The following is a 15541-nucleotide window of genomic DNA, read 5'->3' on the forward strand; positions in this document are numbered from 1 at the left end:
AATATTCCTGAGAATATAGAATTCACCTTCATTCCACCCTATACACCTGAAATGAATCCTATTGAGCAAGTCTGGGCTGAGATTCGTAAACTTGGTTTCAAGAATAAAGTATTTAAGACTTTAAATGGGGTAATCGATAAACTTCAAGAGATTATTCAAACCTTAACTGTTTATCAACTCAAATCAATTGTACATAGAGATTGGATATCGGCTATTTTTGATTTTAATTGAGTATTACTGAACATAAATACGACAAGATTGACCTGATAAACTTTCTATAAGTAGCTTACCTGTATTTACATTTGTAAATTGTTCTAAAGCTAATGTAGCAAGCTTTTTAGGATTTTTTAGTTCAAACCAAGTATAATTTGACTGACTTTCTTGGTTCGTATTAAATTGTGACGGATTTCGGTAGCTAGAGTTTGGCATTCTGTTCTGAAACTCATCAAAATCAACTATAACCGCCTCAAATCCTCTTGAAAAATCGCCTGGTGTCAAGATGATTTTTCCTGGCTGTTTTCCACTACCAATCTTCATAACATTTTGAGTCTCTACTGTAAACAAAACTCTACCGCCGTTATTCATTGCATGAAAATAGTGGGCATCCAATACACTTCTAGCAAGCATTTTACCATTGTAGCGGTCTCCCAATTTATAGGCCACAATTAGATTTACATCCTTTTTATTTTCTACGTGATTACTCATCCCTACCCTCCTTTCCGTCTCACTCCTACTGCCAATCCGAGCATGCCCAGTCCTGCTCCGTTGTCGCCACTGCCGTATCAATGGCTTGCGCATCATCAACCACAGCCTGAGCATCTGCCACATCCTGAGCAGTGACCGGCTGGCTACTGGTCGTCGAACTGACAGCTTCCGCCTCTGCTGGACTAGTGGCTGTGACGATTTCGTCTGCTTGGACTTCGCTTCCAAAAACAGACAAACCTGTCGCAAGGACGAGTCCGGTCAATTGTTTTTTCTTTGTCATCTTATCATCCTTCTGAATCGTTTTATGATAAAGTTTTTGTTTATCAGTGCCATTCTCCTCCCTGACCATTTTTGTCAAGGTATTTTGTCTAAAAAATAGAAAGAGTGCACGAAAAACCTCTATGGGAAAACCCCTAGAGGTGGATGTTCTATGAAAAGAGGAACCTACCAAGCCGCAGCTTCTGTCGGTGCTTCTAAAAAGTCCAGCCATTTTTGATCCTTGACACGACAGAGGGTGACAGAAATTCCTCCCATATCTAGACTAGTCATAAACTTACCTGTTTTTATATAGGAAAGCTTCAGACCTTCTAGTTCTAGAAATTGGCAAATGTCGTTCAAAAAGATTCCTTGCTCAACCTCGGACATAGATCCAAGATTATTGACCAGGAGGATGTAGTCTTCCCCCTCCTTCCAGCGGAATCTTAATTTTAATTTGTTCACAATTTCGTTGGCTAACTGCTCAGAGGATTCAAAACGAACGGTCCGATAGCCTTCTTCTCCATGGATACCGATGCCGTAAGATATTTGTCCCTCCTCCAAATCAAACAAAGGCAGGGCAGCATTGGGCAAATAGGCCGACTTGGTTGCAAAACCGATGGTCGCAATCTCTGTTGCCAGAGACAGTCCCAGCTGTTCCAATTCATCCAGGCTATAGCCAGTAAGGGCAGCAGCTCCTAATATCTTATGAAGTAGAATAGTCCCTGCAAGCCCCCTATGCCGCATACGGAAATTATTCTTAGTATCGACCGAAATATCGTCATGGGATACGATGTACTTGACTGCAATTCCCTCCTGCCGAGCCAATTCGATAGCTTTTCTAAAAGAGACAAGGTCTGCCTCAAAGTTTTTTACAATCAGAAAAACTCCCTTGCCCTTATCTACTGCACGAATGGCTGCCAAGACTTCTTCAGCAGTTGGTGGAGTAAAAATCTCTCCATAAACTGCTGCAGTCAGCATTCCTTTACCGACGAAGCCAACATGGGCTGGCTCATGACCAGAACCACCGCCAGAAACAATCGGAATCTGTTCCCCATTTTGTCTTCTTTGCAGAACAATCGGAAGCCCCTTCACTTTCTTCACTTTAGGATTGGTTCGACAGAAACCATCCAAATAATCTTCAATAATTGTTGCCTGTCTATTTCTAATAAACACCATATATTAACTCCTACAAAATCAAAAACGACTCGCGAACAAGAGCCACCATTTGCTTCCAATAACTGTGAATCTGACAAGGCGACTGCGTCAGTCCTTCCTTTATCAGTCCAATCCAAGCATTAACATGATAGAGAATCAAAAAATGCTTATCCTGTTGGGAAATCATTTTACCCTCCTGAAGCTGGTATTCGTTGATAATTTTCTCCATCAAAACCATAAAGTAGCCTTCTAAATAGCTGACAAAATCATTTTGCCCCTTAATCTCAAAGAGTTGCCTGTAGAAAGATTGGTTACTCTCGATGTAGTACAAGAGCTCATCCAGAAGCTTGATTCCACTAATATAGGTCAGATTGTCAGTTACCTGCTCCTGCAATTCTGTTTCAAATATCCAGTCCAGCAACTCATACTTGTCTAAAAAATGGTTGTAAAAGGTTTGACGACGAATCCCTGCTTCCTGCATGATGTCGACAACTGAGATTTTATCAAAGGATTTTTGGGATAGCTGTTTTTTAAAAGCCTTTGCAATCCTTTTCTTTGTAATCAACGAGGTTGGCATATGTCACTTCCTTTCGCTTCCTCTTTATTATACCCTATCATGCTTTTCTTTGGAACAAAAGGGACACTTTGGACAATCTGTCCCTTCCTTTTTTCTTTCGGACAATGTAAAATGAAAGCGCAAACAAAAAACAAAGGAGTTTTCTCATGAAAAAAATTATCAATCAACCCGAACATGTCGTTGATGAAATGTTAAAAGGACTTGTCTTTATGCACCAAGATCTTGTCGATCGAATCGATGGATTTGATGTGATTATCCGCAAGGCCGAAAAATCTGGTAAAGTCGGCATCATCTCAGGAGGTGGCTCTGGTCATGAACCTTCTCATGCAGGCTTTGTCGGCAAGGGCATGTTGTCTGCCGCTGTATGTGGCGCAGTATTTACCTCACCAACACCAGACCAAATCTTGGAAGCCATCAAGGCTGCTGACGAGGGAGCTGGCGTCTTTATGGTCATCAAAAACTACTCCGGCGACATCATGAACTTTGAGATGGCGCAAGAATTGGCGGAAATGGAGGGCATCGAAGTAGCCAGTGTCGTTGTGGACGATGACATCGCTGTGGAAAATAGCCTCTATACCCAAGGACGTCGTGGGGTAGCAGGTACCATCCTTGTCCACAAGATTCTCGGTCACGCTGCAACAACTGGCAAATCCCTAGCAGAAATCAAGGAACTGGCTGACCGTCTCGTCCCACAAATCAAGACTATCGGCTTAGCCCTATCAGGCGCTACTGTACCAGAAGTGGGCAAACCAGGCTTCGTCCTTGAAGAAGATGAATTTGAATACGGTGTCGGTATCCACGGCGAACCTGGCTATAAGAAAGAAAAACTCCAACCATCTGCTAAATTGGCTGAAGAATTAGTTGACAAATTGGCAGAAAGCTTTGATATTCAAGATGGCGAGCACTATGGTGTCCTTATCAACGGTCTCGGCGCAACTCCTCTCATGGAACAATATGTCTTTGCCAACGACGTTGCTCAATTGCTGGCTAAAAAAGGCGTGGTCGTTAACTACAAGAAAATCGGTAACTACATGACATCGATTGATATGGCTGGACTGTCATTGACCTTAATCAAACTAGAAGACCCAAGCTGGATTGACGCTTTGCAGGCACCTGTTGAAGTGGTAGCTTGGTAGGAGAAAAACTATGGATGCAAAACAAGCATTACTCTGGATGGAGACATTCAACAAGAAAATTCAAGAAAACAAAGATTATTTGAGTGAGCTTGACTCTCCAATCGGAGATGGAGATCACGGGGGCAACATGGCGCGAGGAATGGCTGCCGTCATGCAGGAGCTATCTGAAAAAGGCTATGAGACTGCTGACCAAGTCTTTAAGGTGGTTGCCATGCAACTTCTCAGCAAGGTTGGCGGTGCTTCCGGTCCTCTCTACGGCTCTGCCTTTATGGGGATTACTAAAGCCAGTCAAGCCGGCGCTGATTTGGCAGACATGCTTCAAGCAGGTTTGGACATGATCCAAAAACGCGGCAAGGCTGAATTAGGCGAGAAAACCATGGTAGACGTTTGGATTCCTGTTATTTCTGCCCTAAGAGAAAGCCAACTGACAGCGGAAATTATCCATAAAGCCATTCAAGGGACAAAGAATATTGCTGCAACCAAGGGACGAGCGTCCTATGTTGGGGAAAGGTCTATTGGACACATTGACCCAGGATCTTTCTCATCTGGACTTCTCTTTGAAGCCATGTTGGAGGCAGGACTATGACAAAGGTTGGTATCTTACTCGTATCCCATTCAAAAAATTTGGCCCAAGGAATCATCGACCTAGTATCTGAAGTCGCAAAAGATATTCCCATCACCTACTGTGGCGGACTAGAAGATGGTAGCATCGGTACCAGCTTTGAAATCGTACAAGAGCGAGTTGATGCAACCCCTGCTGATACCCTCCTTGCCTTTTTCGACCTAGGTAGCGCCCGAATGAACATGGAGCTTGCTGCCGATTTTACAGACAAACAAATTCTTATCCAGACCGTACCAGTCGTCGAAGGTTGCTATACTGCCGCAGCTCTCTTACAGGCTGGAGCTGACTTAGAGACTATTCTTGAACAATTAAAAGAACTGACAATCAATAAATAGGAGGTCATTATGAATCTGATTGGAGAATTACTTGGAACTTTCATACTAGTATTACTTGGAAACGGTGTGGTTGCATCCTGCATCCTCTCTAAAACCAAGGCTGAAAATAGTGGCTGGCTGACCATCGTACTAGGATGGGGCATCGCTGTAACAATTGCCGTCTACGTATCAGGAATTTTTGGACCTGCCCACCTGAATCCAGCTGTCACTATCGCAATGGCATCTATCGGCTCCCTACCATGGGCTCAAGTCCCAGGCTTCCTACTTGCCCAATTTGCTGGAGCAATGTTGGCATCCATCGTCCTCTATCTCCATTTCTACCCACATTGGCAGGAAACAAAAGATAGCGGAACAATCCTTGCTGCCTTCTCTACTGGACCAGCTCTTCGTCACACAGCTTCAAACTTGCTCGGCGAGGCTCTTGGCACAGCTGTCTTAGTCATGGGAATCCTTGCAATTGGCCCTAACAATGTCAGCGCTGGCCTCGGCCCAATCATCGTGGGACTTATCGTATTTGCAATCGGCTTCTCACTAGGATCTACAACAGGCTACGCAGTCAATCCTGCTCGTGACCTTGGTCCTCGTATCATGCATGCCATCCTTCCAATTCCTAATAAGGGAGATTCTGACTGGTCTTATAGCTGGATCCCAGTTGCTGGCCCAATTCTTGGAGGAGTCGCAGGAGCTATCCTCTATAACCTCCTACTAAATATGTTATAAAAAAAATAGGCTTTTGGAAAAAGACCCGCGCAACTTATCAGAGTTCGTGTCAACATCTCAGCGCAGTGGTTGTTTGGCAGATTTATTCGTGTTTCACACTCCAAATCTGACCTAATCAACTGTGCGGGGGTGGAAAGACGAACTCTTTTTGACCTAGTCGAGTTCTTTCCCACTCCCATTTTATCAACAAAGACTTGGCTATCATCAACCAAGTCTTTTTCTGTTATTCATTTTCTTTTGTAAGGATTTGCAAGGTTTCAAGGAGTTGGTCCACATGGACTTCCACAGTATCACCTGTGCCCTTGATCTTCACTTCGACGATGCCATCAGCTGCTTTCTTACCAACAGTCACACGGATTGGCAAGCCAATCAAGTCACTGTCAGAGAACTTAACACCTACACGCTCGTTACGGTCGTCAGTTAATACTTCATAGCCTGCACCAACCAAGCTCGCTTCGATAGACTGAGTCAATTCCATTGCCGCTTCATCTTTGACATTGACTGGAATCAAATGCACATCAAACGGTGCCAATTCTTTAGGGAAGTTGATTCCCCAAGCGTAACGGTATTCGCCTTTTGGTGTCTTGTTAACAAAGAGGCGAGCGTGTTGTTCAAGAACGGCTGACAAGAGGCGGCTAACACCGATTCCGTAGCATCCCATGATAATCGGCATAGAACGACCATTCTCATCCAAGATGTTGGCATTCATGCTGTCAGAATAGCGTGTACCGAGTTTGAAGATGTGACCAATCTCGATACCACGGGCAAAGTTGAGAACCCCGTGTCCATCTGGAGAAGGTTCGCCTTCCTTGACTTCACGAATGTCCACATACTCAGTCACTTGGAAATCACGCCCTGCATTGGCACCTGTGTAGTGGAAACCGTCTTCGTTGGCACCGACAACAGCATTTTTCACATCTTGCACCTTGCGGTCTGCAATAATCTTGATGTTTTCTGGCAAGCCGACTGGTCCAAGGGAACCAAAACCTACACCGAAGATTTTTTCAGCATCCGCTGGGCCTGCTACATCAAAGAAATCTGCTCCGAGGTGGTTTTTCAACTTGACATCGTTCACTTGATCATTGCCAACAAGGAGGGCAACAACTGGCTCGCCATCTGCCATAAAGAGCATGGTTTTGATAGTTTGCTCTTCAGCGACATTCAAGAAGGCTGCCACTTCGTCGATGGTTTTGGCATCTGGCGTCGCTACTTTAACCAAGTCTTCTTCGACGACAACTGCTGTACTTGGTTTGTACTCACTAGTTGCCATTTCTAGGTTTGCAGCGTAGCCTGATCCGCTAGAGTAGGCGATAGTGTCTTCACCAGACACAGACCATGCCAAGAGTTCTTCCTTGATCGCTTCAAGAACATCCTCTGGGATTTCTTCAAAAGAAGCAACCGACTTGTCCAAGACAACCCAACGGTCCAGGTCAGTACGGTCTGGAGTAATAGCCATAAACTCCTGGCTATCCTTACCACCCATGGCACCACCGTCACCGATGATAGCTTTGAACTCCAAGCCTGCACGAGTGAAGATTGCCTCGTAAGCCGCCTTGTAGTCATCATAGGTCTGGTCCAAGCTCTCATAACTAGCATGGAAGCTGTAACCGTCTTTCATGATGAACTCACGACCACGGAGAAGACCGTTACGAGGGCGTTTTTCATCACGATACTTAGATTGGATTTGGTAGATGTTAAGTGGCAACTGTTTGTAAGACTGGACCGCATCACGCGCCAAAAGAGTCACCGTTTCTTCGTGAGTTGGTCCCAAGATAAAGTCAGAACCTTCGCGGTTTTTGAGCTTGTAGAGGTCGTCTCCATATGTTTCGTAACGACCTGACTCACGCCAAATGTCCGCTGACAAAAGAGCTGGAGCCAAAAATTCAATAGCATCAATCTTATCAAACTCCTCACGCATGATATTTTTTGCTTTTTCAATCACACGGTTAGCCAATGGCAAGTAGCTGTAAATACCAGCAGAAATCTGACGGACATAACCCGCACGTAACATCAAAGCGTGGCTAATCACCGACGCATCCGAAGGCATCTCCCGCAAAGTAGGGATAATCATTTTAGACTGTTTCATAGTTAAGATATAAGTGCGTTAAGAAAACGAAACGAAAATAGGAAACCTAACGCAGTGCCTTTGGCACTAGGCAGGTTTATCTTTTTCGTAAAGTTTTTAGCACGCATTCAGTTCCTTTCATCATTTGTTTGACAGGAAGACACAGGTTTCAGCCCGTGTTCAATTCCTTTCGTATTTTTCAGAACATCCTGCATTTAGCACGCATTCAGTTCCTTTCGTAGTTTAACTTGATTAGGAATCACAGAAGTCACTTATCAAAACCCTCGCTGACGCTCGAGTTCAAATATGAAAACTCTCTGTTCCTTTCTTTTTCGTAGTTTTCAGAACGTCCTGCATTTAGCACGCATTCAATTCCTTTCATAAATTTCAAATTATCTTAGAAGAAGACTCTTATAATATCATTCCAAGTGACTACTATCATAAGAACCACCATAACGGCTACACCTGCTAGAGTGATATAAGATTCCGTCTCTGGTTTGAGTGGTTTTCTGCGAATGGCTTCCAGAATATTCATAACAATCTTACCACCATCCAAGGCTGGAATTGGAATCAAATTGAAGATTCCAAGGTTAATGGAAAGTGCAGCCATTAGCCCCAATACAGAAACCAAACCAAATTCAGCCGCTTGAGAACTTACTTTATAAATAGCAACCGGTCCTCCCAACTGCTTAACATCAAAGTTTGCAATTAGATTCTTCAAAGCTGTTACAACCCTAAGAGCTGTCGCTCCCGCTTCTTGGAAACCACCGACAATTTTATCAACGAAACCAGTTTTCAAAATCGGTGAAATACCAATTCGATAGGCCCCATCTACTTGTTCAGCAGTAACGGAGACATGACGGTTTTTCCCATCATGCTCAACAACCAAATCAAAGCTTGGGGCTGTTGTTGCATCTGTCGCTACTTTGCTAATAATCGTTGCAACTTCTGTGTAGCTGTCTGTCGCGTTCCCATTGACCGAAAGAATCTTGTCCCCTGTGACAACACCTGCTGCCTGCAAAGCACCACCTTCAGTAATACTTACTGCATTGCTTGATGGGTTGGCAACCCCGCCTTGCATGAAGAACAAAATAATAAATACTAGAATCCCTAAAATAAAGTTATTCATGGGCCCCGCAAAGTTGGTCATCAACCGTCCCCAGACTGTCGCATTTTGATACTGAACATCAAGTGGAGCAATCCGAACTTCTGTTCCATCTTCCTCTACAATCGTGGCATCGTGATCAACCTTATAGGTCTTGCTTTCTTCCAAGACCAAGCCTGTGATTTCCAATTTTTCTTCAAAGTCAAAACTGGTTACATTCATTGGCAAACTGAGACTATCCAGTTGCTTACCAGACAAATTAATCCGCGTCACAACACCAGCTTCATTCAAGCTGAGGCTGGCAGGACTACCTGTCTTAATCTCTGTCTTATCTTCACCCCATCCAGCCATTCGAACATAGCCACCTAGAGGAAGAATACGGATGGTGTAAAGTGTCCCATCCTTACCCGTATGAGCGAAAATTTTGGGACCCATCCCAATCGCAAATTCCCTCACAAGGATACCCGCTTTCTTGGCGAAGTAGAAATGACCAAATTCATGGACAACCACAATCACACCAAATATAAATATAAATGCTAAAATTCCCTTCATAGTACCTCCTTAAAATAATCCAAAGAAGTGCATGATTGGAAAGACAAAAATCATACCGTCAAAACGATCCAGGATACCGCCGTGTCCTGGAATAATTTTTCCAGAATCCTTCACACCAAAATAGCGTTTAATAGCACTTTCTACTAAGTCTCCGAATTGTGAGAATATCGAGAAAATCACAACTAACAACAACATCATGCTAAATGAATAGACCGCCAACAAGGACTTATCGACAATCAAGAAAATGATAGCAACTACCACCGCAGAAAGAATACCGCCTACAAAGCCTTCAACCGTTTTATTCGGTGAAACCTTGGGCAATAATTTTCTCCGACCAATCTGACGACCGATTAAGTAGGCACCAATGTCTGTTGCCCAGACTAAACAGAGGGCAAAGAAGACTTTATTGAGCCCATCCATACGAGCCAGTATCAAACTATGAAAGCCGATACCAACATAGAAACTTGAGGCAATTGGAAAGACCACATCGGAATAGTTGTAATGACCGATATTAAAAACCGTCGAACCAAGCAGTAAAAATACTACAATGGCGTAGGCTGTGTAATTTCCATCCGTCGGTAAAAATGTCAGATAATTCTGGAGTGGAAGAGCCAAGACTAAACTGGCCAACATAGCTAGGACACCCTCGATAGAATTTGGTGCTAGGCGATGCATTTTAATCAATTCAGTTGTAGCAATGATAGCTAACAGGCCTACAAAAAATTGAAATGCCATCCCACCAGCCAACAAAAAGGGAATGAAAATAGCTAGAGCAATGCCGCCAAATATCACTCGTTTCTGTAAATCGTTTGTCATACCTTCTCCTTATACACCGCCAAAACGTCTGTGGCGACGGTTGTATTCTTTAATCGCTAATTTAAGTGCTTCTCCATCAAAATCAGGCCAAGCAATATCTGTAAAGTACAGCTCGCTGTAGGCTGTTTGCCACGGCAGGAAGTTGCTAAGACGAAGTTCACCACTTGTACGGATAACTAGATCGGGATCGCGTAACATTGGTGATAAGGTTCCTGTATAGAGGTAATCCGCTATTAATTTCTCATCAATATCACCAGGATTGAACTTGGCATCCAAGACATCTTGCGCAATAGCCTTGACTGCGCGAGTCACCTCATCACGACCGCCATAGTTCAGAGCGAAATTGAGAATCAAACCAGTGTTACTCTTTGTCTTTTGTTCAGCTTTATAAAGCGCATTGAGAGTCGGAACAGGAAGTTTGGAATGGTCACCAATCATCTGAATTTTGACATTATTGGCATGGAGTTCAGGAACATACTTATCATAAAACTCCACAGGTAAATTCATGATAAACTTCACTTCTTTTTCCGGTCGAGACCAGTTTTCTGTAGAAAAGGCATAGACAGTTAGCACCTTTACTCCCAGATCAGAAGCCGTCTTGGTAACCTTTTGAAGTGCATCCATACCAGCCTTATGCCCCATAATACGTGGCTGCATCCGCTTTTTCGCCCAACGGCCATTGCCATCCATAATCACAGCGATATGCTTAGGGACTTCAATTGCTGTTTCAATGCTTTCTTTCTTTTTAAAATTAAATTTAAACATGGTATTTTCCTTATTGTATAATCGTTTCATTATACCATATTTTTACCTAGGATAGCAAAAATCAGGCAGGGCTAAAACAAGAGAAAACCAAGGTTTCCCTCGGTTTTTCATCCTTATTCTTCAATTGCAGATTCTGGAGTCGCTTCTGTCGTTTCAACTGCCGCTTCTTCAACAACTGCAGATGTAGTACCTGAACTTGCTACACGATTACGAATAGCACCACGTTCAAATGTCAAATAAACACCATCAACATCGAGAACAACCTTTTTATCATCGATTTCATCGACAATACCAAATAGCCCACCAATGGTTACAATTTCATCACCTTTTTTGATTTGATTTAGTGCTTCTTGACGTTGTTTTTGTTGTTTACGTTGCGAATAGAACATAAAACCAATCATGGCAACCATGACAAGCGGCAAAAATAAACCTTCCATTTGTTTACCTCTTTTATTGTTTGATAAGCATGATTATATCAAATTCTGGACAAGAAAGCAAAATTCGACCAAACAGAAAAAGACCGAACTTTCGTTCAGTCTTCGCACACTATTTTGCGCTCCATACACTCTCAAGGATGTTGGTCTGTTCACGACCAGGACCTACTGAGAAGGTTGAGATACGAACGCCGACCAATTCGCTGATACGACGAACATAGTTGCGAGCCGCTTCTGGCAATTCATCCAGGCTACGCACACCTGTGATGTCTTCAGACCAACCTGGCATTTCTTCATAGATTGGTTTGCAACGTTTGAGTTGCTCCAAACTTGCAGGGTAGTGGTCAATACGCTCACCATCCAAGTCATAAGCCACGCAGATTTTCAACGTTTCAAGACCTGACAAGACGTCAATCGAGTTGAGGGACAAGTTGGTAATACCTGACACACGGCGGCTATGGCGCATCACCACTGAGTCAAACCAACCGACACGGCGTGGACGGCCAGTTGTCGTACCGTATTCCTTACCGATTTCGCGGATACGGTCTCCGATTTCATCGTGCAATTCAGTTGGGAATGGTCCATCACCAACACGGCTAGTATAGGCCTTACATACACCAACAACCTTGTCAATCTTGCTTGGGCCGACACCGCTACCGATGGTCACACCACCAGCAACTGGGTTTGAAGAAGTAACGAATGGATAGGTACCTTGGTCAATATCCAACATAACCCCTTGCGCACCTTCAAACAAGACACGTTTACCTTGATCGAGAGCATCATTCAAGATAACAGAGGTATCTGTTACATACTTTTTGATTTCTTGACCATAAGCATAGTATTCTTCAAAGATTTCATCAAACTCAATCGGAGTTGACTCATACATTTTCTCAAACAAACGGTTTTTCTCAGCCAAGTTTGTTCTCAAACGCTCCGCAAAAATCTCCTTGTCCAAGAGGTCTGCAATACGGATACCGACACGGGCTGCCTTGTCCATGTAAGCAGGACCGATACCCTTGTTGGTTGTACCAATCTTGTTCTCACCTTTAGACTCTTCTTGCAACTGGTCCAATTTGATGTGGTAAGGCAAGATGACGTGTGCGCGGTCTGAAATCCGCAAATTATCTGTTGTCACACCTGAATCATGGAGATAGTTGATTTCCTTCACCAAAGATTTTGGATTGACAACCACACCATTACCGATCACAGAAATCTTTTCTGGGAAGAAGATTCCTGACGGAATCAAGTGCAATTTATATTTAGTGCCATCGATAACGATAGTGTGTCCAGCGTTATCACCACCTTGATAACGTGCGATTACTTCAGCATTAGCAGACAAGAAGTCTGTAATTTTACCCTTACCTTCGTCGCCCCACTGGGTTCCTACAACAACTACTGATGTCATATTCACTCTTTCTCTGAACTGGCTAACCAGCCCAGCCTTTCTTCTACTTCTGGCAGGAATCTCACCTGCAAGTTTCGCTTTACACACTATTCTATCAAAAAACGAACATTTTTTCAAGAAATTCCAATAATTTCATATATAGCGAATGTTTTTATTTTTTAAAAAGCATATTTCAAAAAAATCCGATTAAACACACGAGATAGACATGTGTAAATATGCTTTTGACAGAGAAATCCGAAGTCTTTGTTTGCTTTCAATAATTTTCAGTACATTTTTCACGAGAAACGTAGCAGAAATTTGTATTTGCCCTCCAATCTAGATAAAATTGGAATAAGACTTTGACAGAAATATAAAGGACTTAGTATGTTACAAAAATTATCACCAAACAGCCCCATTCTTCAGGCTACTTTTGGAATTGAGCGCGAATCACTTCGCATCAATTCAAACCACAGAGTTGCACAAACTCCCCATCCTCATAAACTGGGTTCTCGTAGCTTCCACCCCTATATCCAGACAGACTACAGCGAGCCACAGTTAGAGTTGATTACACCAATCGCTCAGTCGACTAAGGAAGCTCGTCGCCTACTGGGAGCCATTACAGATGTTGCCGCACGTTCTATGGATAAGCAAGAATACCTCTGGCCCCTATCCATGCCACCTGTGATTTCAGAAGAGGAAATCCAAATTGCTCAACTAGATAGCGACTATGAGTACCAATATCGTGTCGGTTTGGGAGAACGCTATGGCAAGCTCGTCCAGTCTATGTCTGGCATCCATTATAATTTTGAATTAGGAAAAGACTTAACCCAACAACTTTTTGAATTAAACGAGGAAACAGACTTTATCGCATTCAAAAATACCCTCTACCTCAAATTAGCACAAAACTTCCTCAACTATCGTTGGCTCTTAACTTACCTATATGGGGCAAGTAGCCTAGCCGAAAAAGGATTCCTAACTACGGAAGTCGGTTGCGTCCGTTCCATTCGTAATTCCAAGTACGGCTATGTCAACTCCGATGATGTTCATATTTCCTTTTCTTCTCTCGAACAGTACGTGGATGACATCGAACAAGCTGTCCAGTCTGGTCAACTATCCGCTGAGAAGGAATTTTACTCAGCTGTCCGCCTCCGTGGTGCCAAGACTAGCCGTGACTACCTCAGCAAGGGGATTTCTTATTTAGAATTCCGTTCCTTTGACCTTAACCCCTATGACCCGCTTGCTATTAGTCAGGAAACCCTTGATACAGTCCACCTCTTTATCTTATCTCTTCTTTGGCTAGACCAACTGACAGATGTTGATAACACCCTAGCAAAAGCAGATAAACTTAACAACCTCATCGCCCTTAGCCACCCACACACACCTCTACCTAGCGAGGCCGATGCCACGCCAATCTTGACAGCCATGAAAGCCATAGTTCTACACTTTGGACTGGATGACTACTATGGCCAGCTCATTGCACATGTGGAGGCCGCTCTTCAAGACCCACATCTGACCCTTTCCGGAAAAATAGCAGAGCAGGTTGAAGATGGGTCTCTAGAAAAGTTTGGTCAGCAGCAAGGACAAGTATTCCATGACTATGCTTGGACAGCCCCTTACGCCCTCAAGGGCTATGAAAACATGGAACTCTCCACCCAGATGATTCTCTTCGACGCCATTCAGCTGGGCTTGAACGTGGAGATTTTGGATGAAGAAGACCAATTTCTCAAACTCTGGCATGGCGACCATGTCGAGTACATCAAAAATGGCAACATGACCTCCAAGGACAACTACGTCATCCCTCTCGCCATGGCCAACAAGGTCGTGACCAAGAAAATCTTGGACCAGGCTGGTTTTCCAGTACCTGCGGGAGCGGAATTTGCAAACAAGACAGATGCCCTGCGGTACTACGGACAGGTAGCCAGCTCTGCTATTGTTGTCAAACCAAAATCCACCAACTTCGGCCTAGGCATCTCTATCTTCCAGGAGCCAGCCAGCCTTGCGGACTATGAAAAGGCCCTGGACATCGCCTTTTCAGAAGACAGCCATGTGCTCGTGGAGGAGTTCGTGGCGGGAACCGAGTACCGCTTCTTCATCTTAGGCGGCAAGTGCGAGGCTGTCCTGCTCCGCGTCGCAGCCAATGTCGTGGGGGACGGTAGCTCAACCATCCGTGAATTGGTGGACCAAAAAAACCAAGATCCACTGCGAGGGCGTGACCACCGTTCGCCGCTGGAAATCATTAACTTGGGCGACATCGAACTGCTTATGTTGGAGCAACAAGGCTACACGCCCGATACAGTTTTGCCAGAGGGCGTTCAAGCCTTTCTGCGTGGCAATTCCAATATTTCAACGGGTGGCGATTCCATCGATATGACCGACCAGATGGACGAGTCCTACAAGCAACTGGCCACTGATATGGCGACTGCTATGGGAGCTTGGGCCTGTGGTGTGGACTTGATTATCCCCGACCGCACCAAGCCAGCCAGCGAAGACAAGCCCAACTGTACCTGCATCGAACTCAACTTCAACCCTGCCATGTACCTGCACACCTATACTTACGCAGGACCTGGACAGAGCATTACACCGAAGATTTTGAAAAAATTGTTTCCAGAGCTATAGTTTTCCATTTTCCTTACTTTGTTAGTACTTACTTCAAAGATTTGTGGAGCTTTTGAAGGCTGGAGATAGGGCAAAGTACATTCGCCTCAATAGCGGCAGGTTGCTAGAACATTCTAGGTTGAAAATAAGACTTGCCTCGCAAGTCACTTCTGTAAAGTATGGCAAAGCGAGTTCAAACAAACCAGTGGATTGTTTGAAGCTGGAAGGCCAGAAACGGAGTTCCTCTTGCGTCGAAGTAAAAAAAGTCAACTAAAGGACTATATATCTGCTTTGCCCCTTTGTTCCTTCACGAAAAC

At 44.0% G+C, this 15541-nt stretch carries 16 protein-coding genes; 6 read left to right on the plus strand and 10 right to left on the minus strand.

Going from position 1 to position 15541, the window contains the following annotated elements; all coding sequences use genetic code 11:
* On the plus strand, window positions 1-231 hold a 231-nt coding region (locus tag K5Q29_RS04820), incomplete at its 5' end, for a transposase (protein WP_221877036.1).
* A gap of 3 nt (window positions 232-234) precedes the next feature.
* Here the strand turns inward: K5Q29_RS04820 and K5Q29_RS04825 are convergent.
* The 4 genes from K5Q29_RS04825 to dhaS all read right to left on the minus strand — a co-directional run bounded on the left by K5Q29_RS04825 (window position 235) and on the right by dhaS (window position 2695).
* Window positions 235-705 carry a hypothetical protein gene (locus tag K5Q29_RS04825; protein ID WP_105139896.1) on the minus strand — a complete coding sequence of 157 codons (471 nt, stop codon included), beginning with the start codon at window positions 703-705 and terminating at the stop codon, window positions 235-237.
* 25 nt (window positions 706-730) lie between these two features.
* The gene (locus K5Q29_RS04830) at window positions 731-985 is read right to left on the minus strand and encodes a hypothetical protein (protein ID WP_205032604.1); all 255 of its coding nucleotides are present in this window, start codon (window positions 983-985) and stop codon (window positions 731-733) included.
* A 164-nt stretch (window positions 986-1149) separates the two neighbouring features.
* Window positions 1150-2139 carry a DhaKLM operon coactivator DhaQ gene (gene dhaQ, locus K5Q29_RS04835; RefSeq protein ID WP_105139894.1) on the minus strand — a complete coding sequence of 330 codons (990 nt, stop codon included), beginning with the start codon at window positions 2137-2139 and terminating at the stop codon, window positions 1150-1152.
* 10 nt (window positions 2140-2149) lie between these two features.
* Entirely contained in the window at window positions 2150-2695 is a 546-nt protein-coding gene (gene dhaS / locus K5Q29_RS04840; RefSeq protein WP_014638686.1) for a dihydroxyacetone kinase transcriptional activator DhaS, read from the minus strand.
* A gap of 146 nt (window positions 2696-2841) precedes the next feature.
* Between dhaS and dhaK the strand changes: the two genes are divergently transcribed.
* The 4 genes from dhaK to K5Q29_RS04860 are packed head-to-tail and all read left to right on the plus strand — an operon-like array spanning window position 2842 to window position 5508.
* Entirely contained in the window at window positions 2842-3831 is a 990-nt protein-coding gene (gene dhaK / locus K5Q29_RS04845) for a dihydroxyacetone kinase subunit DhaK (protein ID WP_105139893.1), read from the plus strand.
* A gap of 10 nt (window positions 3832-3841) precedes the next feature.
* The gene (gene dhaL, locus K5Q29_RS04850; protein WP_105139892.1) at window positions 3842-4417 is read left to right on the plus strand and encodes a dihydroxyacetone kinase subunit DhaL; all 576 of its coding nucleotides are present in this window, start codon (window positions 3842-3844) and stop codon (window positions 4415-4417) included.
* Window positions 4414-4788, plus strand: a complete 375-nt coding sequence (gene dhaM / locus K5Q29_RS04855) for a dihydroxyacetone kinase phosphoryl donor subunit DhaM (RefSeq protein ID WP_105139891.1) — start codon at window positions 4414-4416, stop codon at window positions 4786-4788. Before dhaL ends, dhaM begins: the two co-directional genes overlap by 4 nt.
* Window positions 4789-4797: 9 nt before the next feature.
* Window positions 4798-5508, plus strand: coding sequence for an MIP/aquaporin family protein (locus tag K5Q29_RS04860; RefSeq protein ID WP_044755256.1), 711 nt, complete (start codon window positions 4798-4800; stop codon window positions 5506-5508).
* A 223-nt stretch (window positions 5509-5731) separates the two neighbouring features.
* On the opposite strand, the gene K5Q29_RS04865 is transcribed toward K5Q29_RS04860, so the two are convergent.
* The 6 genes from K5Q29_RS04865 to K5Q29_RS04890 all read right to left on the minus strand — a co-directional run bounded on the left by K5Q29_RS04865 (window position 5732) and on the right by K5Q29_RS04890 (window position 12650).
* Window positions 5732-7594, minus strand: a complete 1863-nt coding sequence (locus K5Q29_RS04865) for a proline--tRNA ligase (RefSeq protein ID WP_105139890.1) — start codon at window positions 7592-7594, stop codon at window positions 5732-5734.
* 376 nt (window positions 7595-7970) lie between these two features.
* On the minus strand, window positions 7971-9230 hold the full coding sequence (gene rseP, locus K5Q29_RS04870) for an RIP metalloprotease RseP (protein WP_029186785.1): 1260 nt from the start codon (window positions 9228-9230) through the stop codon (window positions 7971-7973).
* A 9-nt stretch (window positions 9231-9239) separates the two neighbouring features.
* Window positions 9240-10046: a phosphatidate cytidylyltransferase gene (locus K5Q29_RS04875; protein ID WP_105139889.1), complete on the minus strand. Its 807-nt coding sequence runs from the start codon at window positions 10044-10046 to the stop codon at window positions 9240-9242.
* 9 nt (window positions 10047-10055) lie between these two features.
* Window positions 10056-10811, minus strand: coding sequence for an isoprenyl transferase (locus K5Q29_RS04880; protein WP_105139888.1), 756 nt, complete (start codon window positions 10809-10811; stop codon window positions 10056-10058).
* Window positions 10812-10924: 113 nt separating this feature from the next.
* On the minus strand, window positions 10925-11248 hold the full coding sequence (gene yajC, locus K5Q29_RS04885; RefSeq protein WP_105115980.1) for a preprotein translocase subunit YajC: 324 nt from the start codon (window positions 11246-11248) through the stop codon (window positions 10925-10927).
* A 109-nt stretch (window positions 11249-11357) separates the two neighbouring features.
* Window positions 11358-12650, minus strand: coding sequence for an adenylosuccinate synthase (locus tag K5Q29_RS04890; RefSeq protein WP_002937782.1), 1293 nt, complete (start codon window positions 12648-12650; stop codon window positions 11358-11360).
* Between the two features lie 363 nt (window positions 12651-13013).
* On the opposite strand from K5Q29_RS04890, the gene gshAB reads away from it, so the two are divergent.
* Entirely contained in the window at window positions 13014-15245 is a 2232-nt protein-coding gene (gshAB, locus tag K5Q29_RS04895; RefSeq protein WP_105139887.1) for a bifunctional glutamate--cysteine ligase GshA/glutathione synthetase GshB, read from the plus strand.
* Window positions 15246-15541: the final 296 nt, after the last annotated feature.

It is taken from the genome of Streptococcus sp. 2018037, assembly GCF_019754195.1.
GTDB classification, from domain to species: domain Bacteria; phylum Bacillota; class Bacilli; order Lactobacillales; family Streptococcaceae; genus Streptococcus; species Streptococcus hashimotonensis.

Excerpts from the sequence above, each read along its gene's own strand:
- K5Q29_RS04825 (WP_105139896.1), bottom strand. The coding sequence starts at position 705 with ATGAGTAATCACGTAGAAAATAAAAAGGATGTAAATCTAATTGTGGCC.
- K5Q29_RS04830 (WP_205032604.1), bottom strand. The coding sequence starts at position 985 with ATGACAAAGAAAAAACAATTGACCGGACTCGTCCTTGCGACAGGTTTG.
- dhaQ (WP_105139894.1), bottom strand. The coding sequence starts at position 2,139 with ATGGTGTTTATTAGAAATAGACAGGCAACAATTATTGAAGATTATTTG.
- dhaS (WP_014638686.1), bottom strand. The coding sequence starts at position 2,695 with ATGCCAACCTCGTTGATTACAAAGAAAAGGATTGCAAAGGCTTTTAAA.
- dhaK (WP_105139893.1), top strand. The coding sequence starts at position 2,842 with ATGAAAAAAATTATCAATCAACCCGAACATGTCGTTGATGAAATGTTA.
- dhaL (WP_105139892.1), top strand. The coding sequence starts at position 3,842 with ATGGATGCAAAACAAGCATTACTCTGGATGGAGACATTCAACAAGAAA.
- dhaM (WP_105139891.1), top strand. The coding sequence starts at position 4,414 with ATGACAAAGGTTGGTATCTTACTCGTATCCCATTCAAAAAATTTGGCC.
- K5Q29_RS04860 (WP_044755256.1), top strand. The coding sequence starts at position 4,798 with ATGAATCTGATTGGAGAATTACTTGGAACTTTCATACTAGTATTACTT.
- K5Q29_RS04865 (WP_105139890.1), bottom strand. The coding sequence starts at position 7,594 with ATGAAACAGTCTAAAATGATTATCCCTACTTTGCGGGAGATGCCTTCG.
- rseP (WP_029186785.1), bottom strand. The coding sequence starts at position 9,230 with ATGAAGGGAATTTTAGCATTTATATTTATATTTGGTGTGATTGTGGTT.
- K5Q29_RS04875 (WP_105139889.1), bottom strand. The coding sequence starts at position 10,046 with ATGACAAACGATTTACAGAAACGAGTGATATTTGGCGGCATTGCTCTA.
- K5Q29_RS04880 (WP_105139888.1), bottom strand. The coding sequence starts at position 10,811 with ATGTTTAAATTTAATTTTAAAAAGAAAGAAAGCATTGAAACAGCAATT.
- yajC (WP_105115980.1), bottom strand. The coding sequence starts at position 11,248 with ATGGAAGGTTTATTTTTGCCGCTTGTCATGGTTGCCATGATTGGTTTT.
- K5Q29_RS04890 (WP_002937782.1), bottom strand. The coding sequence starts at position 12,650 with ATGACATCAGTAGTTGTTGTAGGAACCCAGTGGGGCGACGAAGGTAAG.
- gshAB (WP_105139887.1), top strand. The coding sequence starts at position 13,014 with ATGTTACAAAAATTATCACCAAACAGCCCCATTCTTCAGGCTACTTTT.